Annotated in this window: 17 protein-coding genes and 1 tRNA gene; 12 read left to right on the top strand and 6 right to left on the bottom strand. The window is 41.6% G+C overall.

Annotation, left to right across the window (positions count from 1 at the left end):
* Positions 1–93 precede the first annotated feature (93 nt).
* A complete protein-coding gene (locus tag NSMS1_RS17050) occupies positions 94–879 on the top strand; it encodes a metal ABC transporter permease (protein ID WP_224095260.1) in 786 nt (261 codons plus the stop codon).
* 74 nt (positions 880–953) lie between these two features.
* A tRNA-Phe gene (locus NSMS1_RS17045) sits at positions 954–1,026 on the top strand.
* A 401-nt stretch (positions 1,027–1,427) separates the two neighbouring features.
* On the opposite strand, the gene NSMS1_RS35125 is transcribed toward NSMS1_RS17045, so the two are convergent.
* Complete coding sequence (locus tag NSMS1_RS35125; protein WP_263432516.1) at positions 1,428–1,550, bottom strand: hypothetical protein; 123 nt, start codon at positions 1,548–1,550, stop codon at positions 1,428–1,430.
* Positions 1,551–1,675: 125 nt separating this feature from the next.
* Between NSMS1_RS35125 and NSMS1_RS17040 the strand changes: the two genes are divergently transcribed.
* Positions 1,676–2,554, top strand: a complete 879-nt coding sequence (locus tag NSMS1_RS17040; protein ID WP_224085846.1) for a polysaccharide deacetylase family protein — start codon at positions 1,676–1,678, stop codon at positions 2,552–2,554.
* Between the two features lie 91 nt (positions 2,555–2,645).
* On the opposite strand, the gene NSMS1_RS17035 is transcribed toward NSMS1_RS17040, so the two are convergent.
* The gene (locus NSMS1_RS17035; RefSeq protein WP_224085845.1) at positions 2,646–3,515 is read right to left on the bottom strand and encodes a TetR/AcrR family transcriptional regulator; all 870 of its coding nucleotides are present in this window, start codon (positions 3,513–3,515) and stop codon (positions 2,646–2,648) included.
* A gap of 161 nt (positions 3,516–3,676) precedes the next feature.
* Here NSMS1_RS17035 and NSMS1_RS17030 point away from each other — a divergent pair, with 161 nt between their 5' ends.
* From NSMS1_RS17030 to NSMS1_RS17020, 3 genes are read left to right on the top strand one after another with little or no spacing between them, the layout of a single operon-like run.
* The gene (locus NSMS1_RS17030) at positions 3,677–4,987 is read left to right on the top strand and encodes an ABC exporter membrane fusion protein (protein WP_224085842.1); all 1,311 of its coding nucleotides are present in this window, start codon (positions 3,677–3,679) and stop codon (positions 4,985–4,987) included.
* A 19-nt stretch (positions 4,988–5,006) separates the two neighbouring features.
* Positions 5,007–6,182: an ABC transporter permease DevC gene (gene devC, locus NSMS1_RS17025; RefSeq protein ID WP_224085841.1), complete on the top strand. Its 1,176-nt coding sequence runs from the start codon at positions 5,007–5,009 to the stop codon at positions 6,180–6,182.
* A gap of 17 nt (positions 6,183–6,199) precedes the next feature.
* Complete coding sequence (locus tag NSMS1_RS17020) at positions 6,200–6,913, top strand: DevA family ABC transporter ATP-binding protein (RefSeq protein WP_224085840.1); 714 nt, start codon at positions 6,200–6,202, stop codon at positions 6,911–6,913.
* Positions 6,914–6,985: 72 nt separating this feature from the next.
* Here the strand turns inward: NSMS1_RS17020 and NSMS1_RS17015 are convergent, their stop codons facing one another.
* The gene (locus tag NSMS1_RS17015; protein ID WP_224085838.1) at positions 6,986–8,434 is read right to left on the bottom strand and encodes a GTP-binding protein; all 1,449 of its coding nucleotides are present in this window, start codon (positions 8,432–8,434) and stop codon (positions 6,986–6,988) included.
* Between the two features lie 170 nt (positions 8,435–8,604).
* On the opposite strand from NSMS1_RS17015, the gene NSMS1_RS17010 reads away from it, so the two are divergent.
* On the top strand, positions 8,605–9,795 hold the full coding sequence (locus NSMS1_RS17010; protein ID WP_224085836.1) for a transposase: 1,191 nt from the start codon (positions 8,605–8,607) through the stop codon (positions 9,793–9,795).
* A gap of 169 nt (positions 9,796–9,964) precedes the next feature.
* Here the strand turns inward: NSMS1_RS17010 and NSMS1_RS17005 are convergent, their stop codons facing one another.
* From NSMS1_RS17005 to NSMS1_RS16995, 3 genes are all read right to left on the bottom strand, one after another.
* Entirely contained in the window at positions 9,965–10,276 is a 312-nt protein-coding gene (locus NSMS1_RS17005; protein ID WP_224085834.1) for an RNA recognition motif domain-containing protein, read from the bottom strand.
* A gap of 191 nt (positions 10,277–10,467) precedes the next feature.
* A complete protein-coding gene (locus NSMS1_RS17000) occupies positions 10,468–11,487 on the bottom strand; it encodes a DUF6745 domain-containing protein (RefSeq protein WP_224085832.1) in 1,020 nt (339 codons plus the stop codon).
* Positions 11,488–11,581: 94 nt separating this feature from the next.
* On the bottom strand, positions 11,582–11,875 hold the full coding sequence (locus NSMS1_RS16995) for a hypothetical protein (RefSeq protein ID WP_224085830.1): 294 nt from the start codon (positions 11,873–11,875) through the stop codon (positions 11,582–11,584).
* A gap of 63 nt (positions 11,876–11,938) precedes the next feature.
* Here NSMS1_RS16995 and NSMS1_RS16990 point away from each other — a divergent pair, with 63 nt between their 5' ends.
* From NSMS1_RS16990 to NSMS1_RS16970, 5 genes are all read left to right on the top strand, one after another.
* Positions 11,939–12,211 carry a hypothetical protein gene (locus NSMS1_RS16990; RefSeq protein WP_224085829.1) on the top strand — a complete coding sequence of 91 codons (273 nt, stop codon included), beginning with the start codon at positions 11,939–11,941 and terminating at the stop codon, positions 12,209–12,211.
* Positions 12,212–12,345: 134 nt separating this feature from the next.
* Positions 12,346–14,991 carry a type I DNA topoisomerase gene (topA, locus tag NSMS1_RS16985; protein ID WP_224085827.1) on the top strand — a complete coding sequence of 882 codons (2,646 nt, stop codon included), beginning with the start codon at positions 12,346–12,348 and terminating at the stop codon, positions 14,989–14,991.
* 415 nt (positions 14,992–15,406) lie between these two features.
* The gene (locus tag NSMS1_RS16980) at positions 15,407–15,505 is read left to right on the top strand and encodes a DNA topoisomerase I (RefSeq protein WP_162470529.1); all 99 of its coding nucleotides are present in this window, start codon (positions 15,407–15,409) and stop codon (positions 15,503–15,505) included.
* 25 nt (positions 15,506–15,530) lie between these two features.
* Positions 15,531–15,974, top strand: a complete 444-nt coding sequence (aroQ, locus tag NSMS1_RS16975) for a type II 3-dehydroquinate dehydratase (RefSeq protein ID WP_224095259.1) — start codon at positions 15,531–15,533, stop codon at positions 15,972–15,974.
* A gap of 284 nt (positions 15,975–16,258) precedes the next feature.
* Positions 16,259–17,194, top strand: a complete 936-nt coding sequence (locus NSMS1_RS16970; protein ID WP_224085825.1) for an ADP-ribosylglycohydrolase family protein — start codon at positions 16,259–16,261, stop codon at positions 17,192–17,194.
* Positions 17,195–17,219: the final 25 nt, after the last annotated feature.

Here is a 17,219-nt window from a genome sequence, read left to right as displayed (position 1 = left end):
CAAATTATAGTTATTAATCTCTCTCATCTATTCTACTGGCTTATTGGTACAGCGAGTATTCAAGATTTAGTAAGTTTGTTGCAATTCCCTTTTATGCAGCGTGCGATCGCAGGTGCTGTTTTAATGGGAGTATTGGGGGGTTTACTGGGAAGTTTTGTCACCCTGCGCCAGCTATCGTTTTTTAGCCATGCAGTTGGTCATGCAGCATTGGTAGGGGTTGTGTTGGGTGTATTACTCCAAGTTAACCCGACTTCGATGTTACTACCATTTACTCTAGTTTTTGGCGTTGTTGTCCTTTATTTAATTGATCAGACTGATTTGGGTAGCGATAGCGTACTTAGTATAGTTCTCTCAGGTGCGTTAGCGATCGGTGTGATTCTCACTAGCTTAATTCAAGGATATCGCGGAAGCTTAATGGGTGTTTTATTTGGCGATATTTTAGCTATTGACACGACAGACTTAATTTTGACGTTTTTGATACTTGTAACCAGTAGTATTTTTTTACTCTCAACCCTACAACAGCAAATTTTACTAACACTTAACCAGGATGTAGCCAAAGTTCAAGGTATTCCTGTGCAATTGTACCGTTATGGTTTCGTGGTCTTGCTTTCATTAGCCGTAGCTGTAGCGATTAAAGCTGTAGGAATTTTACTGGTAAATGCTTTTTTAGTCATTCCGGCTGCTACATCTAAGTTGATAAGTCACCACTTTGGCCGTTTCCTGTTCATTTCAGTCTTAGTCGGCGCTATTAGTAGCATCGTTGGCATCGTTTTATCAGGCGCTTTCAACCTTGCTTCTGGACCTAGTATTGTGCTGATCCAGTTCCTTCTGTTCGTTACTGTGTTTACTTGGGTAAAGTTACGATTTAGGGCGGCATAAATTTTTTTCTAAAACCCTTGTCAAACGACTTTTTGTTCGCTAAGATTATTAATCGTGGCTAAGAAAAAGCCCAAGCCGGGATAGCTCAGTTGGTAGAGCAGAGGACTGAAAATCCTCGTGTCACGAGTTCAAGTCTCGTTCCTGGCATACATTACAGCCTTATACAGCCTCTGACATAAGACATAACTTGTATAAACATGAAACTACTGTTTAGGTAAGTTTTGAGTTAATCTTTTGTGGTTAATGGGTGTAAAAAAATATTTACACCCATTGCTTATACTGATGACGAAAAATCTATGCGATTTTTTTATGTGAGTTATGGTAGTAGAGGACATTCATTTATAATCGCTTAAGCAGTCTCTACATTTTCAATTATAGCAATTCCCAAGCATATGAAATACACCCCACCCGCGCTATCGCGCACCCTCAAGCCACTGCGGGGAGGGGTGATTTTGTAGCTCGCCACAATGGGAAACGCTATAATCATCTACCACACAAACAGCATAAAAAAGGAGTTGTTACACTCCTTAGCACTTACTAAAAACTAATTACATCATCCCTAGTGAGTCAAGCACTTCGCTTGAGTAGTTCTTAGCTTTGTACAGATTTAAAAACCTCTCTTGGTTATAACGTCGAGGTACAGACATTCTCCTATCTTCAAAACTAGCCATTAGGACTCCCCCTCCTGCCTCTTGCTATATTTACCTACTCCTATCTTTGTTGACAAAATAGGTCGACAAGGATATTAATCTAAAAATATTTCTCACTACCATATCAGGGCATTACTACTACCAAAATGACAGTTAAGACTCAAAATTTTCCCTTTAGTATAGCTTTCGTTGCTATTATTTCTTTAGCTGCCATTAATTTTAGTTATATTGAACCTACTGTTCCTATTTTGGGATTTCATGGCATTTTAGATAATAAAAATAATAAAACATTATCTACATCTACTTTAGTGCCTGAAGAGATGCACTACTCAAAGCAAGAGTTAGAGAAATTATTAGAAACTTTAATTGTTAATGATTACTGGTTCCTTAGTACCCAAGATTTATATGATTTTTTTATAACTAAGTCGCAAACTGTTCCAGCAGAATATCGTCGAAAGAAGCCAATTATGCTCACTTTTGATGATGGATATAAATCAGTACACACAAAGTTATTGCCAATTTTATTAAAATTAGAAAAGAAATATGGCACGAAAGTAAAGATAGTCTTATTTATTAATCCTAGCCGTTTGGTTCAGAAGGCAAGTGATAGTAAAACACACTTGAGTTGTCAAGAATTGAGAACAGGTTTACAACAAGGTTTTTATGATATTCAATCTCATGGCTTAAATCATAGAGATTTAACAACATTAGCACGACGAGAACTTATTAGTGAGCTTTTACAAGCTAGGACTATCTTGAGGAGATGTACGCAAGATTTAGACCCACAGCAAAAGGTAGCATCTCATTTTGCTTATCCTTATGGAGCTTATAACAAACAAGTAGAAAGCTATGTTTCTAGATATTATTTATCAGCGTATTTATATAATGATGAAACTCTCAACTACACCTGCAAGAATAATCCTTATGAAATTCCTCGCTTAATCGTTAATTATAATAAATCTCCTAAGCAAATCATTAAGATGGCTGAAGCAATAGCCCCAGTTACTGGACAGGCTTGTCAGTAGAGTATTGTAGGCAAATATGATTTACCATGTATATACAAAATTCATATATTGTTTTACCATGTATATACAATAGTGTAGGGCTAACCACAGGCTAAGAATCATCTGGATTGCCAGAGAAACCTTTACGAGCAAAGATTTCAATCATCTCACTACGAGTTAAATTATGTTGTTCGGCTATTTCTGCTAACTTTTCCCAAGCTGTATCCGTCAATCTCACAGAACGTAGCTGTTTAGGTTCACAAGCGTAGTCCATCTTGAATTTACCTGAAGCGCTACGCTTACGTCTGGTTGATTTTTGCCTTGTACCAGAATACTTATCCGTCGATGGGTTTTTGCAGAGATTGATAGTAATTAAGTTAATTAGGTTGTCAATCAGGCGATCGCTCTGCATGGGTAAAATATCTTGACCATGTAGCATATACTGAAGAATAATAAAATGCACCAATGTACCGAGAAAAATACGTGCAGCTACTTCAGGATCAGGTAATTGTAATTCTTCATGGTCAGCAAAATATTGGCTGAGAAGTTTTATGGCAGCTTTATCTATGTTCTGCACAAAGGTTTGAGCTAACGATGGAAACCTACCAGATTCGCCAATAATCACCCTTACCAGTCCTAAAAATTCTGGCTCTTGCTCCATTTGAGTAAAAATATTTGTAGCTATACGTCGCAGAACTATATGAGGTTCTCCTTGGAAGAACTCTGGATTTCGGATAGCAAAATATTTTTCTTGTGCTAGGCGTTCAATTAAAGCTACAAACAATCCTTCTTTGTCTTGAAAGTAGCTGTATACAGTGGTTTTCGATACACCTGCAACTGCTGTAACTCTATCCATTGTGGTTGCTGTATAACCATGAGCCAGAAACTCTTGCATTGCACCATTGAGAATTGCATCAACCTTCTCTGCTGATGGCAAGCGGTCATTATTATTACTTTCTATCCGAGCCTTTCTCTTATTCATATTTTTATATCTTGGCTAAATAAACCAGCTTAGACCGATAAGTGATGTGATTTATAGAGATTTTTACTGCCACTTGACATATTGTAATGTACCGTTTAGTCTAAAAAATAGATTACTAAACTAAATAGTTTATTTCGCATTCTAAACATAAAGAGGGGCTTATGGTACGCGAAGTAGCAGATCAAGGTTCCGTATTCTTCAAGCGTAATTCCCGGCAATTGGTGATTGTGGCGGCAGTAGCAGGTTTGGCGATCGCAGGCACAAAAGCTTATAGTTCATGGCAGCAAGCACAGCCATCTCCTACAACCAAAGTGTTGCAAATCAGTACACCACGAATTACAACGGTGACAGCTTTAGGCAGGTTAGAACCGAAGGGCGAGGTAATTAAACTTTCTGCACCTTCATCATCTGGACAAGGAAGTCGAGTAGAAAAGCTATTAGTTCAAGAAGGCGACAGGGTAAAAGCAGGACAAGTAATTGCTATTTTAGATAACCGCGATCGCTTAGAAGCAGCCTACCAAGAAGCCCAAGAAGCAGTGAAGGTTGCCCAGGTGAATTTAGCGAAAGTACGCGAAGGGGCAAAAGTTGGCGAAATAGATGCCCAAAAAGCCGAAATTGCCCGTGTTCAGGCGCAAACAACAGGCGATGAAAGAGAACAACAAGAAACGGTAGCTAGGTTAGAGGCGCAATGGCAAGGTGAGAAATCAGCCCAACAGGCAACAATTAAAAGATTAGAGGCAGAACTCAAAAATGCTCAGGTTGAGTGGGAACGCTATCAACAGCTTTATACTGATGGTGCAATTTCCCAGTCGCTTTATGACAGCAAACGGCTCAGTGTTGATACCATTAGCCAGCAGTTGAACGAAGCCCAAGCCAACCTGCAAAGGATTGATAGCACTGGACGTAAGCAAATCAGCGAAGCCAAAACAGCCTTATCTAAAATTAACGCCACTGGTAGCAAACAAGTCAGCGCCGCCACCGCCACCTTAGACAAAATAGCCGAAGTGCGTCCCATCGATGTAGAAGCAGCCACAGCAGAGGTAAGCCGTGCCGTTGCGGCAGCCAAACAAGCAAAAGCCAACTTAGATCAAGTTTATGTGCGATCGCCCCAAGATGGTGTGGTCTTCGATATTCATACTCGTTCTGGTGAAGTCGTATCTAACGACGGTATTGTCGAGATTGGGCAAACCAACCAGATGTATGCAGTTGTTGAAGTTTATCAAAGCGATGTCAACAAAGTCAGCCCAGGACAAAAAGTAGAGATATCCAGCAATTCACTGCCCAGCAAATTACAAGGCACAGTAGCTTGGGTTGGCTGGAAAGTACAAAGGCAGAACATCATCAACACCGATCCCAGCGAGAATATCGATTCCAGAGTAGTAGAAGTCCACGTACAACTAGATAATCCTTCCAGCCAGAAAGCCGCCAAATTCACCAATTTACAAATCAAAGCAGTAATAAATGTTGACTGATGACTGTTAACTGACAACTATGAATACATTCATTCAAGAATTACAACGACGCACACCTCTAGGATGGTTGCAACTGAGTTATCATAAAAACCGCTTCTTAGTTGCATTGTCTGGTATCGCCTTTGCGGATGTCCTCATGTTTATGCAGTTAGGCTTTCAAAACGCCCTGTATGACAGTAACACTCGCCTTAATCGGGCATTGCTTGCAGATATAGTTTTGATTAGCCCCCAAAGTCGGAATATGCAGAACCTCGCTACCTTCTCCCGACGACGGCTGCTGCAAGCTGAGGATATACCAGGTGTCAAGTCAGCAGCACCCATGTATATCGGTTTGATTACTTGGAAAAATCCCCAAACTCGCCGTAAAACTTCAGTACAAGCACTTGGGTTTAATCCTGAGCAACCAGCACTTAACATTCCAGAGGTCAATAATCAACTAGATAAGATTAAGCTACCAGATCATTTCGTCTTTGACCGTGCGGCTAGGGGTGAATACAACGAGGCATTTAGCCAAATTGATGCAGGGCAAACTGTTACTACTGAGGTAGATAAACGCACCATCTCGATTAGTGGCTTATTTAAACTAGGTGCTTCTTTTGGTGCTGATGGAACTTTAGTTTCTAGTGATGAAAATTTCTTGCGGCTGTTTCCTAGAAGACAACCAGGAAGCATTAATTTGGGCTTGGTTAATGTCCAACAGGGTTATGAGCCAAAACAAGTAGCAGAGGCTTTAAAATCACATTTACCTGATGATGTCAAAGTTCTAACTCTTGCTGAATACGTCAAGTTTGAAGAAGACTATTGGAAAAAAGAAAGCCCCATCGGTTTTATTTTCAGTTTAGGCGTATCAATGGGATTCATGGTGGGTGTGATTATTGTTTATCAAGTGCTTTCCACTGATGTTAATGCCCACATTAAAGAATATGCCACATTCAAAGCAATGGGTTATGGTAACTCATATTTATTAGGGGTAATTTTTGAAGAGGCATTAATTCTGGCAGTCTTAGGTTTTATTCCAGGGTTTATTGTTCCTTTAGGGCTTTACAGATTAGCTGCTAACGCTACTAATTTACCTGTATATATGACAGTATTTAGAGCGTTAATAGTTTTATTATTAACCCTGATTATGTGTATTCTCTCTGGAACTATAGCAACTCGTAGATTACAATCTGCTGACCCGGCAGATATGTTTTAATTCGTAATTGGTAATTTATGAAAACTATCAATACTCCTGAGCCTGTTATTTTTATTCAAAACCTTGACCATTACTTTGGTAGCGGACAACTACAGAAACAGGTTTTATTTGATATCAATCTCAAAATTAATGCAGGAGAAATTATTATTATGACAGGGCCTTCTGGTTCAGGGAAGACTACGCTACTAACTTTAGTTGGTGGCTTGCGTTCAGCCCAGTCTGGAAGTTTACGGATATTAGGAAAAGAACTATGCGGTGCTAATAGTAAACAATTAACTCAAGCGCGACGTAATCATGGTTATATATTTCAGGCTCATAATTTGCATGGTAGCCTAACAGCATTACAAAATGTACGCATGGGCTTGGAATTGCAACCAGGAGTTTCTACTCAAGAAATGATTACTCGCTCAAAAGAAATGTTAGAAGAAGTAGGATTAGGAAATCGGCTGAATTATTATCCTGATAACTTATCAGGAGGACAAAAACAAAGAGTTGCGATCGCCCGTGCTTTAGTCAGTCAGCCTAAAATAGTTTTAGCTGATGAACCCACAGCCGCCCTCGATAAGCAATCAGGACGCGATGTCGTAGAATTAATGCAAAAATTAGCAAAAGAGCAAGGCTGTACAATTCTCCTAGTTACCCACGACAACCGCATTCTAGATATTGCCGATCGCATTGTCTATATGGAAGATGGTCATCTTGTTAGAGATGCGGTGGGGGTTAATTCGTAATTCGTAATTAGAATTATGAATGACTGTTGTTGTAGTTATGGATTGCATCTGCAATTAACTACTATTTTGATATTATCTATGGAGCTTTACCTGTAATTCATCTTTGATCCGATTGAGGATAGAATTTTCATCCAGGGTAGACAAAATTCGATTAATTACTGCTTTCGGCCCGTCTGGCCCCCATGTCGCACCATTGGCTAAATACACCTTGGTAACTTGTCCAATACCGTAGGAAGAAACACCAGCTACCCCAGCTTGAGTTAGTGCGACTGAGATATAAGGGCCAATAGCAACACCTGCTGTAGCCGTAGCAGAAAGTCCTAGTAAAGTTTTTAACCCACTTAACCCCAAATTTGCTAGTAGTTCACTAACACCGATACCACCCATACTTAAGGCGATTTTTTGCAACAATTGCACAGCGCCAGCTTCGGTCATGGGGATACCGTAGAGTTTAGATAAACCTAAAATGAGAGAAACGTCAATTACTATACTGCTAAGTATATCTACTACTGTAACAGGATTGAGGGCGATCGCCACAGCTTTAGTCATCACCACCTTCCAAATCAACTGATTGGCGTTCTGTTCCCGAATCATCAATTTACGCTGTACCAGTTGCTCATTCACATTATCAGCAAACAGCATCGTGTTAAGCGCGACTAAAGCCTTACCCTCACGTTGCAAAATCTCTAAAATCTTCACCTTGAGTTCTGCCACTTGTGCGTTACCTGTACGTACCTGTACACCCCTACTTCCATCAGGACGGCGCACAGCCGTTTTTACCAGTGGTGATGCAGCTGCCATGACTATTTCGAGCGGTGTAAGTAACTCCCTTACCCGTTCATCTCGAATTTTTTGGTAAATCGCCATCCTATCCGCTTCAGGATACTGATCTACCTTGTTAAATACAAGAATTATCGGTTTACCTGCTTCCCTTAATTGAGAAAGAGCCTCATGCTCAATCTTCGTCATATCCCCAGATATGACAAACAGAATTAAATCTGCTTGTTTAGCTATCTGTTCCGCCAAAGCGGCGCGGGTGTCACCATCAATCTCGTCTAAGCCTGGAGTGTCGATTAATTCGATTTGCGATCGCCCCACAGATGGTAAAGTAACACGCAAAGCCCGCTCAGTTTCCCCAATCAATTCCTCGCTAATACTCCAATTCACCCGTTGAGCCGCACGAGTCACCCCATGCAAAGGCCCAGTTTCAAATACACTTTCCCCAACCAAAGCATTAAGTAAGGAAGACTTACCCCGTCCCACCATCCCAAAAGCGGCAATTTGTACTACCATGCTGTCCAACTTGCCTAACATGGTTTCCAAATCAGCGATTTGTGACTCTAAACCCGCCTTTTCCTGAGAACTGAGGTCAATATTATCTACTAAATTCCGTAGCGCCGACTGTGCTTGTTTATAGTTAAGTTCTGCTTGAATATCCTCAAAACTAAAAATGGCGCTATCAAGTTCTTCTTCCCAGTTGGGTGAGTCGCTGTGATGCGGTTCAGGCAATGTGGAAGTCATGTCTATTTTGGATTTACCTCTTTTTTGATCCTATAGCACATAAATGGGGAGTAGGGAGTAGGGAGTAGGGAGTGGGGGCTGACAGGTGTAGGTTTTTTACAAGAGTGTGAGCATTCATTCACGCTTGACAGAAAATAAAAGCAGACTGACAAAGTGAAACAGAGGCTCAAATGCTGAAAAATGAGTACCTCAAACAATGGACAAATATAGTGTCACAGAAAATGCCACATCTGACGTTACCACAAGTGGTAGGGCTGGCAACATGGAGTTTTGGCATAGTGATGACAAGATCAAGTAGCTTGAGCAAAGTGTCAAAATTCATAGCTCAAGTCAACTCAGAAAAGGCAAATACAGTACGTCAAAGATTAAAAGAATGGTATGAGGAAGCCTCTGCCAAAAAAGGGCTTCATCGTCGGACTCTAGATGTAAGTAGTTGTTTTGCGCCATTGCTGTTATGGGTGATCAGTTTGCTACCTACCAATATCAAGCGTATTGCGCTAGCACTAGACGCAACCAGTATCGGCAATAAGTTTGTAGTCTTATCAGTAAACATACTCTTGGCGGGTTGTGGAATCCCGATAGCATGGTGTGTGGTCAAAGCACATGAGCCAGGAAGTTGGAAAGGGCATTGGCACAATCTGCTCACAGCAATCAAAGATGCCATCCCAACTGAGTTTGATGTCATAGTCACTGCTGACAGAGGACTGTATGCTTGTTGGTTGTATGAATTGATTGTGGCTGCTGGCTGGCATCCGTTTTTACGTATTAACCATCAAGGAACTTATCGCCTGCCATCTGGGAATACATGGCATCCACTAAAAGATGTGGTTTGTACCCCTGGAACATCTTGGTCAGGTCGAATTATTTGCTTTGTCACCAATCCCGTTGAATGTACATTGCTTGCCCGTTGGGATTTTGGTTACAAAGACCCTTGGTTGATTTTGACTGACCTTGAACCCACGAGCGCCTCTGCACTCTGGTACGGTTTACGTCCTTCTACAGAATGTGTTTATCGGGATGTCAAAGGAGATGGTTGGGATTGGCATCATACTCGTTTGCTCTCACCACAACGTGCTGAACGTTTGTGGTTAGCCATCGCTGTTGCCACTCTTTGGATGGTGATGCTGGGGGGCGAAGCGGAAAATCAATCTTCTCCCCCAACTCTCGAACAACTTCCACCTCGACATGTTGTCTTTTCTCAGCCTTTCCACCTTCATCCTCAGCGTCAGATTTCTTGTTTTTTGTTAGGCCTGTTGACCCTGATTGCTGATTTACTCAACCATCTTCCTATTCATCTTCCCAGTTGGAGTGCTTTTCCTCATACTCCTGTTGACGATTTCTTTTGCTTCAATTCCTCCTAATTGTAAAAAACCTACACCTGTCAGGTGGGGGAGATGAGGGAGATGGGGGAGCAGGAGAGCAGAGGAGAAAAAACTAATGACTGTTGACTAATAACTAATGACTAATAACAACAAAGCAGACCAGTCAAACACTGATCTGCCAATACAAATACTGAATTTTAGTTAAGATTTAATATTGGCGGGAGTAGCCACCACTATTTCTTCCCCAACTACCACCGCCAGAACGAGCGGGTCTATCTTCCTTTGGACGAGCTTTATTAACTTTCATAACACGACCCATCCATTCAGCACCATCTAGAGCTTGAATGGCGGCATCTTCTGCGGTTGATGATTCCATTTCTACGAAACCAAAACCGCGCAAGCGCCCAGTTTCTCTATCAGTGGGTAACTGAACGCGCGTGACTGTACCGTACTCGGAAAATACTTTAGTAAGGTCGTCTTGAGTGACGCTGTAGGATAGGTTCCCTACGTATATTGACATGAAACTCTCCAGAATCCATTGATGCAGAGATGTTTATTCGGAGAGCTACTTGCAATTATTTCTAAAAACAAGATAGGTATCACCGTTAACTTCTCTAAAATTAAATATTACCACATCTTTATTATTAGTAAAGCATTTGGCGATGTTTTCGTGTAAATGTATGGTAAAATACGAAATTTTTATATTAACGATTAGGTTTGTATAGAGAAGTCTTGTGGATCGACTCCCCAATTTACCCAACAGATGGCTTCACGGGCTGATTTTGTTTTAGGTGGAACCCGCAGAATGTGGACGAATCCTGTACTGGGGCAGGTCATTTTTAATAAAAAGATTGGCTCAACATCAATGGAGTTGTCAATCTGTAAAAGGGTATATTCAGCCCAGTTATCTAGTTCCACTGCTTGTAATTCTTGGCAGATACGTGCGTAACCAATGCTTTGGATTAACACGCGGCGTAGTTCGGCGTTTGTTTCTGTTAATAGCCATTGCGATCGCCATCGCTGCGGGTGGACTTTGCCGTATTTTTCCGGTAGGGTAACGCCGTGATAGGAGTAGATGCTGTATCCGTCCGCAAACTCTATGGCTGGTTCGCCTTCGGCGTGGAGTTGATTTTGATTATCGAAGCGGATGTGAAGGGGGCGATCGCAGATAATACAAACATGATTGTAAGGAAAGAACCAAGGACATTCATGAGCGAGTGCTAACAAAAATTCCCAAAGATGATGCTGATATTTACAACCTAATACAGAGATACAATAATCAATACAAGTTGCATAATATACCCATCTTTTTATGGAATGAAGATCATTCCAAGATAAAAAATTATTCTCGCTAATAGACATTAATAATCTCATACTTATACCTCCAAAAGGATAATAGATTTTTCCTCTTATCTTTTTGAATAGTTCGGTATTGATTTGACTGCTTATCTTCTCTTTAAGAGGTAAATTTATTTGAACTTGAACTTGTTTTACTAAAGATTTTTCTATTAAATTGTGTACCTCAATTTTTAGAAAATTATTATTAAACTGATTAGGGCTTTCTAAAAAGACAATTTCAGGTACTAGTTTACCAAGTAAATAATATGCTAATTCTGCTGTTTTTATAGCTTTATCCCGGTTAACTGGTTGGGTTGAAAGAGCAATATTGCGCCACTTTTCTCGATAAACAGTAATTAAACTCTCTTGCTCAGTTGTTAACTGGTTTATCATCTTTTACTTAAATTTGTTCTTAATATAAAGATTTTTTGGAGAAGGATTTTTTAAACGCAAAGGAACGCGGAGGTTTTAAGAGAGGCTGGGATTGTTAATCAGCGACATAACGCCAACCTTCAGGCTCATATTCGCGTTGAATTTTTATCATCCAATGACCTTGAGGGATGGGAATTGCTTGATGTTCTTCATGGGTTAGCAAAGCGATCGCAGATAATACACGCAGGTAAAGTGTGCCATCTTTATAAAATAATTGAGCCTCGCCCTCAGTGATGCGGTGCTTATGCCCTGTCACCTCACCTTCCGCTAAGGTTAAGTGAGGTATCATTTCTCCTGTAACTTCTTGCACAGGTAGTAAAATAACATCGCCTTGACGAATCGCCTGCATAATCTTGCTCCTGGGAATGAGTAAAAACCCCACTTCGCTTTTTGTTTCAAGTTTGGTTTAATTTTGGCACAGGATTTTGGAGAGTGGGGATGGGGAAGATATGGAGGAGATGAGGAAGTGGGGGGAGATAGGGAAGAGAATACAGTAGGGAGTGTTAAGTTATTATTTCCTCTGCTCCTCATCCCCCTCATCTCCTGCCTTAAGATGAACTCACGGGGTATTTTGCCAACTACAGTCGCCAATTACGCTGTTGATAAGTTAAAGATGGAAATAGCTGGAAATTCTATTTACATTCTTCTAACATATGCTCTAGAAAGGACTACACCCGAAGTTTGAAAGATTTTCAACCCGATGGACAATTTTTGATGAGGCTCAAACTCAAGCAATCGTAACGTTTCATCTTGACAATTCACCGAAATTACATCAATTTGACTGTTTAGCTTCATAGCTGCTCTTTTTTTTGAAATTCCATGTCAACCCTCGTCATTGTCGAATCTCCAACCAAAGCTCGTACCATCCGCAACTACTTACCCAAAGATTATCGAGTAGAAGCGTCGATGGGTCATGTGCGTGATTTACCCCAGTCAGCTAGTGAAATTCCCGCCACTGTTAAAGGGGAAGCATGGGCGCAGCTTGGGGTAAATGTGGACGCTGACTTTGAACCAGTGTATGTTGTCCCTAAAGACAAAAAGAAAGTTGTCACCCAGCTCAAGGAAGCGCTGAAAGAGGCTGATGAACTGATTCTGGCAACTGACGAAGACCGGGAAGGCGAAAGTATTAGTTGGCATTTATACCAAATACTGAAGCCAAAAGTGCCGACTAAGCGGATGGTGTTTCATGAAATTACTCAGGAAGCCATCAAAAAAGCTTTAAAAGATTGCCGTAATATCGATGAGCAGCTAGTACGCGCTCAAGAAACACGGCGGATTTTGGATCGTTTAGTCGGCTATACTCTTTCGCCCCTGTTGTGGAAGAAAATTGCCTGGGGTTTGTCTGCGGGACGGGTACAGTCTGTAGCGGTGCGACTGCTGGTAACTAAAGAACGCCAACGCCGCGCTTTCCGTGAAGGTACATACTGGGACTTGAAGGCATACCTGGAGCAACATAAAGGCCCCTTTACCGCCCAGCTAATTACCCTAGCAGGTACGAAAGTGGCAACTGGTAGCGATTTTGACCCATCAACAGGACAAATCGCCGCCGGGCGCAATGTCGTGCTGCTAAGTGAAACTGAAGCAACTGCCCTGCAAGAACGCCTCACAGGCAAAGTTTGGAATGTCTCAGAGGTGGACGAACGCCCAGTTACACGCAAACCTGCGCCACCGTTCACCACTTCGACATTACAACAGGAATCTAACCGGAAACTGCGCCTGTCAGCACGGGATACAATGCGGATTGCTCAGAACTTGTACGAGCAAGGGTACATTACCTATATGCGTACAGATTCGGTGCATTTGTCAGAACAGGCGATCGCAGCTGCGCGAAGTTGTGTAGAACAGTTATACGGTAAACAATATCTCAGCCCCCAACCCCGGCAATACACAACCAAATCCAAAGGCGCACAAGAAGCCCACGAAGCCATCCGTCCGGCTGGTAGCACCTTCCGCACACCCCAAGAAACTGGCTTAAGCGGTCGAGAATTTGCCCTCTATGATTTGATTTGGAAGCGTACCGTCGCCTGTCAAATGGCAGACTCTCGCCAAACCCAAATCACCGTTCAGTTGCAAGTCGAAGACGCAGGTTTTCGTGCTTCCGGTAAGCGGATTGATTTTCCTGGGTATTTACGCGCCTACGTTGAAGGTTCTGATGACCCAGATGCAGCATTGGAAGACCAGGAAATTATCCTACCTAACCTAAAAGTTGGGGATCATCCAGATTGTAAAAATCTTGAAGCGGTAGGTCACGAAACCCAACCCCCAGCAAGGTACACCGAAGCAACTCTAGTTAAAACCCTAGAAAGTGAAGGGATTGGTCGTCCTAGTACCTACGCCAGCATTATCGGTACAATCATCGATAAGGGTTATACCCAACTGGTAAATAACGCCCTCATCCCCACCTTTACCGCCTTCGCTGTCACCGACCTGTTAGAGAAACACTTTCCTGATATCGTTGACCCCAGCTTTACCTCCAAAATGGAACAAACCCTGGATGATATTGCTGATGGTGAAGCTGAGTGGCTACCTTACCTCCGGGATTTTTATTTAGGTGATAAAGGGTTAGAAACCCTAGTCAAAGAACGGGAAAGCCAAATTGATGCGACTAAAGCTAGAACCGTAGAACTAGAAAACCTAGATGCGAAAGTTCGTATCGGAAAATATGGGCCTTATATTGAGGTAGAAAATGGTGAGGGTGTTATCACAGCCTCAATTCCCAAAGACTTAACACCAGCCGACCTCGACCCTAAACAGGTAGAAGTCATCCTCCGCCAAAAAACTGTCGGGCCAGACCAACTCGGTCGCCATCCCGAAACGGGAGAACCAATTTACGTGAAAATTGGCGCTTATGGGCCTTACGTCCAATTGGGTGATAAAACTGACGAAAATCCCAAACCCAAACAAGCCTCTCTACCCAAAGGTGTGACCCCAGAAAATATCAGCTTAGAAACGGGTATTGGGCTTTTATCCCTACCCCGGACATTAGGAACACATCCAACAACTGGAGGGAAAATTCAAGCTAGTTTAGGACGTTTCGGCCCATATGTCGTCCACGACCAAGGGAAAGAAGGTAAAGACTATCGCTCCCTGAAAGCAAGTGATGATGTCTTGACAATTACCCTAGAACGAGCGTTAGAGTTGATATCTGAACCGAAAAAAGTTCGTGGTTCTACTAGTAGCAAATCAAAAGCTGCTCTACGGGAACTAGGTACACACCCAGAAGACGATGCACCAATCAACATCTACGACGGCCCCTATGGCCCTTACATCAAACACGGTAAGACAAATGTAGGTATCCCAGAAGGTACGTCAGTTGAAGATGTGACACTAGCTACCGCGTTAGAGTTACTATCAGCCAAAGCGTCAACCTCTAAAACTACACGCAAAAGCAGTAAAACCACAGCCACAAAATCCAAATCCACAGCTAAATCGTCTAGCACTGCGACAAAGAAAAAAGGAGCTTAACAGTCAATTCAAAATTCAAAGTTCAAAATTCAAAAATTCTGGCTGAGTCAGGATTTCATAATTTACGTTTTTTCTTGAATTTTGGGTGCTTGATACAAGGTCAACTGTCAATAGTTAAAAAAATATTAACTAAGGACTAATGACTAAGGACTAATGACTATGAACTAATGACCACCTTAAGAAGCAGTGCGATAAGCTGCGGATGTGATAATCTAAAAAGTAAGGGAGATAACAACACTGAAACTTTAAAATTTGCCTGGGGCTGCAATAAAAAATTATCTATCAGCCCAGTTGTAGGCCAGAGGTGCAAAATTACGCAAGTTGGTGCGTAGCTGTTAGTCAAAATTGAGTTAGTATCTCAGGAGCGGTCAGTTTAATGGACTATATAGAAAAGGTACTGGAAAAGCTGAAACAATTGGCCCGCAAACTTATAGAGTCTCTGCTAGGGCCAGAAGCAGAGCCGGAACCGGAACTGATTCCGATTCCTGTAAACGATCGCTCACGTCGTCGTTAGAAGCCTGAAGGTACAAACTTTGACAGTGCAACCTCTAAGTATTTTGGTGCTGCATGGGCCAAACTTAAATATGCTGGGCAAAAGAGAACCCGGCGTTTATGGCTCTACAACTTTGGCTGAAATAAATAGATTATTAGCAGAAGTAGCGCTAAATTTACAGGCTCAAGTGTTTCCCCTCCAGTCAAACCATGAAGGAGTGTTAGTAGATGCTATTCATGCGGCTCTGGGGAAACATCAAGGAATTTTGATTAACGCAGGAGCATATACCCATACCAGCGTGGCTTTACGAGATGCGATCGCTGCTGTAAATTTACCTACAGTAGAAGTCCATCTCAGCAATATCTACCGTAGAGAAGACTTCCGCCATCATTCCTACATTGCTCCGGTGGTGATAGGGCAGATAAGCGGTTTTGGTGTGCAGAGCTATCTACTGGGTTTACAGGCTTTGATAGAGAATTTGAGAAGTTAGAAGGCAGTTAATAGTTGACAGTTGACCGTACTAATTTTAGATTTTAAATTTTGGATTTTGGATTATTTTTGGTTCAAGCCCTGGCCCTGGTGGGCGGAACAAATCTAAAATCGTAAATCCAAAATCGTAAATCCAAAATCTAAAATTGTTTGACAGTTGACAGTTGACAGTTGACAGGGAGGAGATGAAGAAAATTCTTACTCATTACTCAGTACTCAGCACTTTCTCTTAAATAGAGTTAAAAGTAGAAAGGTAGAACAACTTGCTTTTAACTCATTACAATTATGCGCTACTCGTTGGTTAGTAGATTTAAGGGAACTTTGCTGGGAGGAGTATTAGGAGAAAGTTTAGTTATAAATGACGGAAATAAATACAGCGAAAGTTGCTCTCAATTTATTAAAAGTATTATTCCTGGTGCGGAGAGCTTAATCAAGTTGGGGAAGTTAGATTTAGATGAATGGTTAGGGCTTTACCAAAAAGAATTTAACCCTTCGCCGGAAAACTCAGGTAATCAAATAAACATAATTTTTGCCACAATTCCAGTAGCGTTGTTTTTTCACGAAAATCCGGTTAAGCTGCGTCAGAATTTGCTGCGGGTGCTAAAAATTGGTAATGATGACCCAGTTATTCGTGATAGTACACTAACGATAGGGTATGCGATCGCTCAATCGCTAACAGAAAAACTGCGTTCCCAAACACTTATACCGCAAATCATCTCTTTCATTGGGGAAACCGAGACATTACTTCCGCAGAAATTATTAATTGTAGATCAGCTTTTAGAAGAGCGTGCTGGCATAGAAAGATTAAAAGCCCAGTTGAGTAAAGAGGAAAAACTTTCTTATGCTGTAGCTGTAGCTTTTTACTGCTTTCTCAGCACTTTAGAAGACTTTCGTTTGTCAGTATGGCGTAGCTTAAAGTTAGAATCTGCCGACTCATCAACAATAACAGCTATTACTGGTGCTTTATCTGGAAGTTACAACAGTACTGTGGGTATTCCTGCTAATTGGCAGATGTCACTTTTATCAACAGACTCAGCATTGGACGAAGAAAGGAACCTCCAGCAAATGCTAGAATTAGCCGATGCCCTTGGGGCGGTATGGTCAGGAGTGTATAATCTTGACTCACATCCCCATGAGTTTTCAAAATCAGGATCTCTCATGTCTAATAAATCAGTTCCCATTTCCGTTTATGCAGCACCTCGTGTTATTAGAGGAGAATAGGTTAGTGGAGATGAGGGAGAAACGA

Origin of the sequence: Nostoc sp. MS1, assembly GCF_019976755.1 — a bacterium.
In the GTDB taxonomy this organism is placed as follows: Bacteria; Cyanobacteriota; Cyanobacteriia; order Cyanobacteriales; family Nostocaceae; genus Trichormus.
Note: the sequence above shows the minus strand (reverse complement) of the source record. Positions and strands in the feature narration are given on the sequence as shown.

What these genes read in the sequence shown, in the direction of transcription:
- NSMS1_RS17050 (WP_224095260.1), top strand. Translation starts at nt 94, where the DNA reads ATGCAGCGTGCGATCGCAGGTGCTGTTTTAATGGGAGTATTGGGGGGT.
- NSMS1_RS35125 (WP_263432516.1), bottom strand. Translation starts at nt 1,550, where the DNA reads ATGGCTAGTTTTGAAGATAGGAGAATGTCTGTACCTCGACGTTATAAC.
- NSMS1_RS17040 (WP_224085846.1), top strand. Translation starts at nt 1,676, where the DNA reads ATGACAGTTAAGACTCAAAATTTTCCCTTTAGTATAGCTTTCGTTGCT.
- NSMS1_RS17035 (WP_224085845.1), bottom strand. Translation starts at nt 3,515, where the DNA reads ATGAATAAGAGAAAGGCTCGGATAGAAAGTAATAATAATGACCGCTTG.
- NSMS1_RS17030 (WP_224085842.1), top strand. Translation starts at nt 3,677, where the DNA reads ATGGTACGCGAAGTAGCAGATCAAGGTTCCGTATTCTTCAAGCGTAAT.
- devC (WP_224085841.1), top strand. Translation starts at nt 5,007, where the DNA reads ATGAATACATTCATTCAAGAATTACAACGACGCACACCTCTAGGATGG.
- NSMS1_RS17020 (WP_224085840.1), top strand. Translation starts at nt 6,200, where the DNA reads ATGAAAACTATCAATACTCCTGAGCCTGTTATTTTTATTCAAAACCTT.
- NSMS1_RS17015 (WP_224085838.1), bottom strand. Translation starts at nt 8,434, where the DNA reads ATGACTTCCACATTGCCTGAACCGCATCACAGCGACTCACCCAACTGG.
- NSMS1_RS17010 (WP_224085836.1), top strand. Translation starts at nt 8,605, where the DNA reads ATGCTGAAAAATGAGTACCTCAAACAATGGACAAATATAGTGTCACAG.
- NSMS1_RS17005 (WP_224085834.1), bottom strand. Translation starts at nt 10,276, where the DNA reads ATGTCAATATACGTAGGGAACCTATCCTACAGCGTCACTCAAGACGAC.
- NSMS1_RS17000 (WP_224085832.1), bottom strand. Translation starts at nt 11,487, where the DNA reads ATGATAAACCAGTTAACAACTGAGCAAGAGAGTTTAATTACTGTTTAT.
- NSMS1_RS16995 (WP_224085830.1), bottom strand. Translation starts at nt 11,875, where the DNA reads ATGCAGGCGATTCGTCAAGGCGATGTTATTTTACTACCTGTGCAAGAA.
- topA (WP_224085827.1), top strand. Translation starts at nt 12,346, where the DNA reads ATGTCAACCCTCGTCATTGTCGAATCTCCAACCAAAGCTCGTACCATC.
- NSMS1_RS16970 (WP_224085825.1), top strand. Translation starts at nt 16,259, where the DNA reads ATGCGCTACTCGTTGGTTAGTAGATTTAAGGGAACTTTGCTGGGAGGA.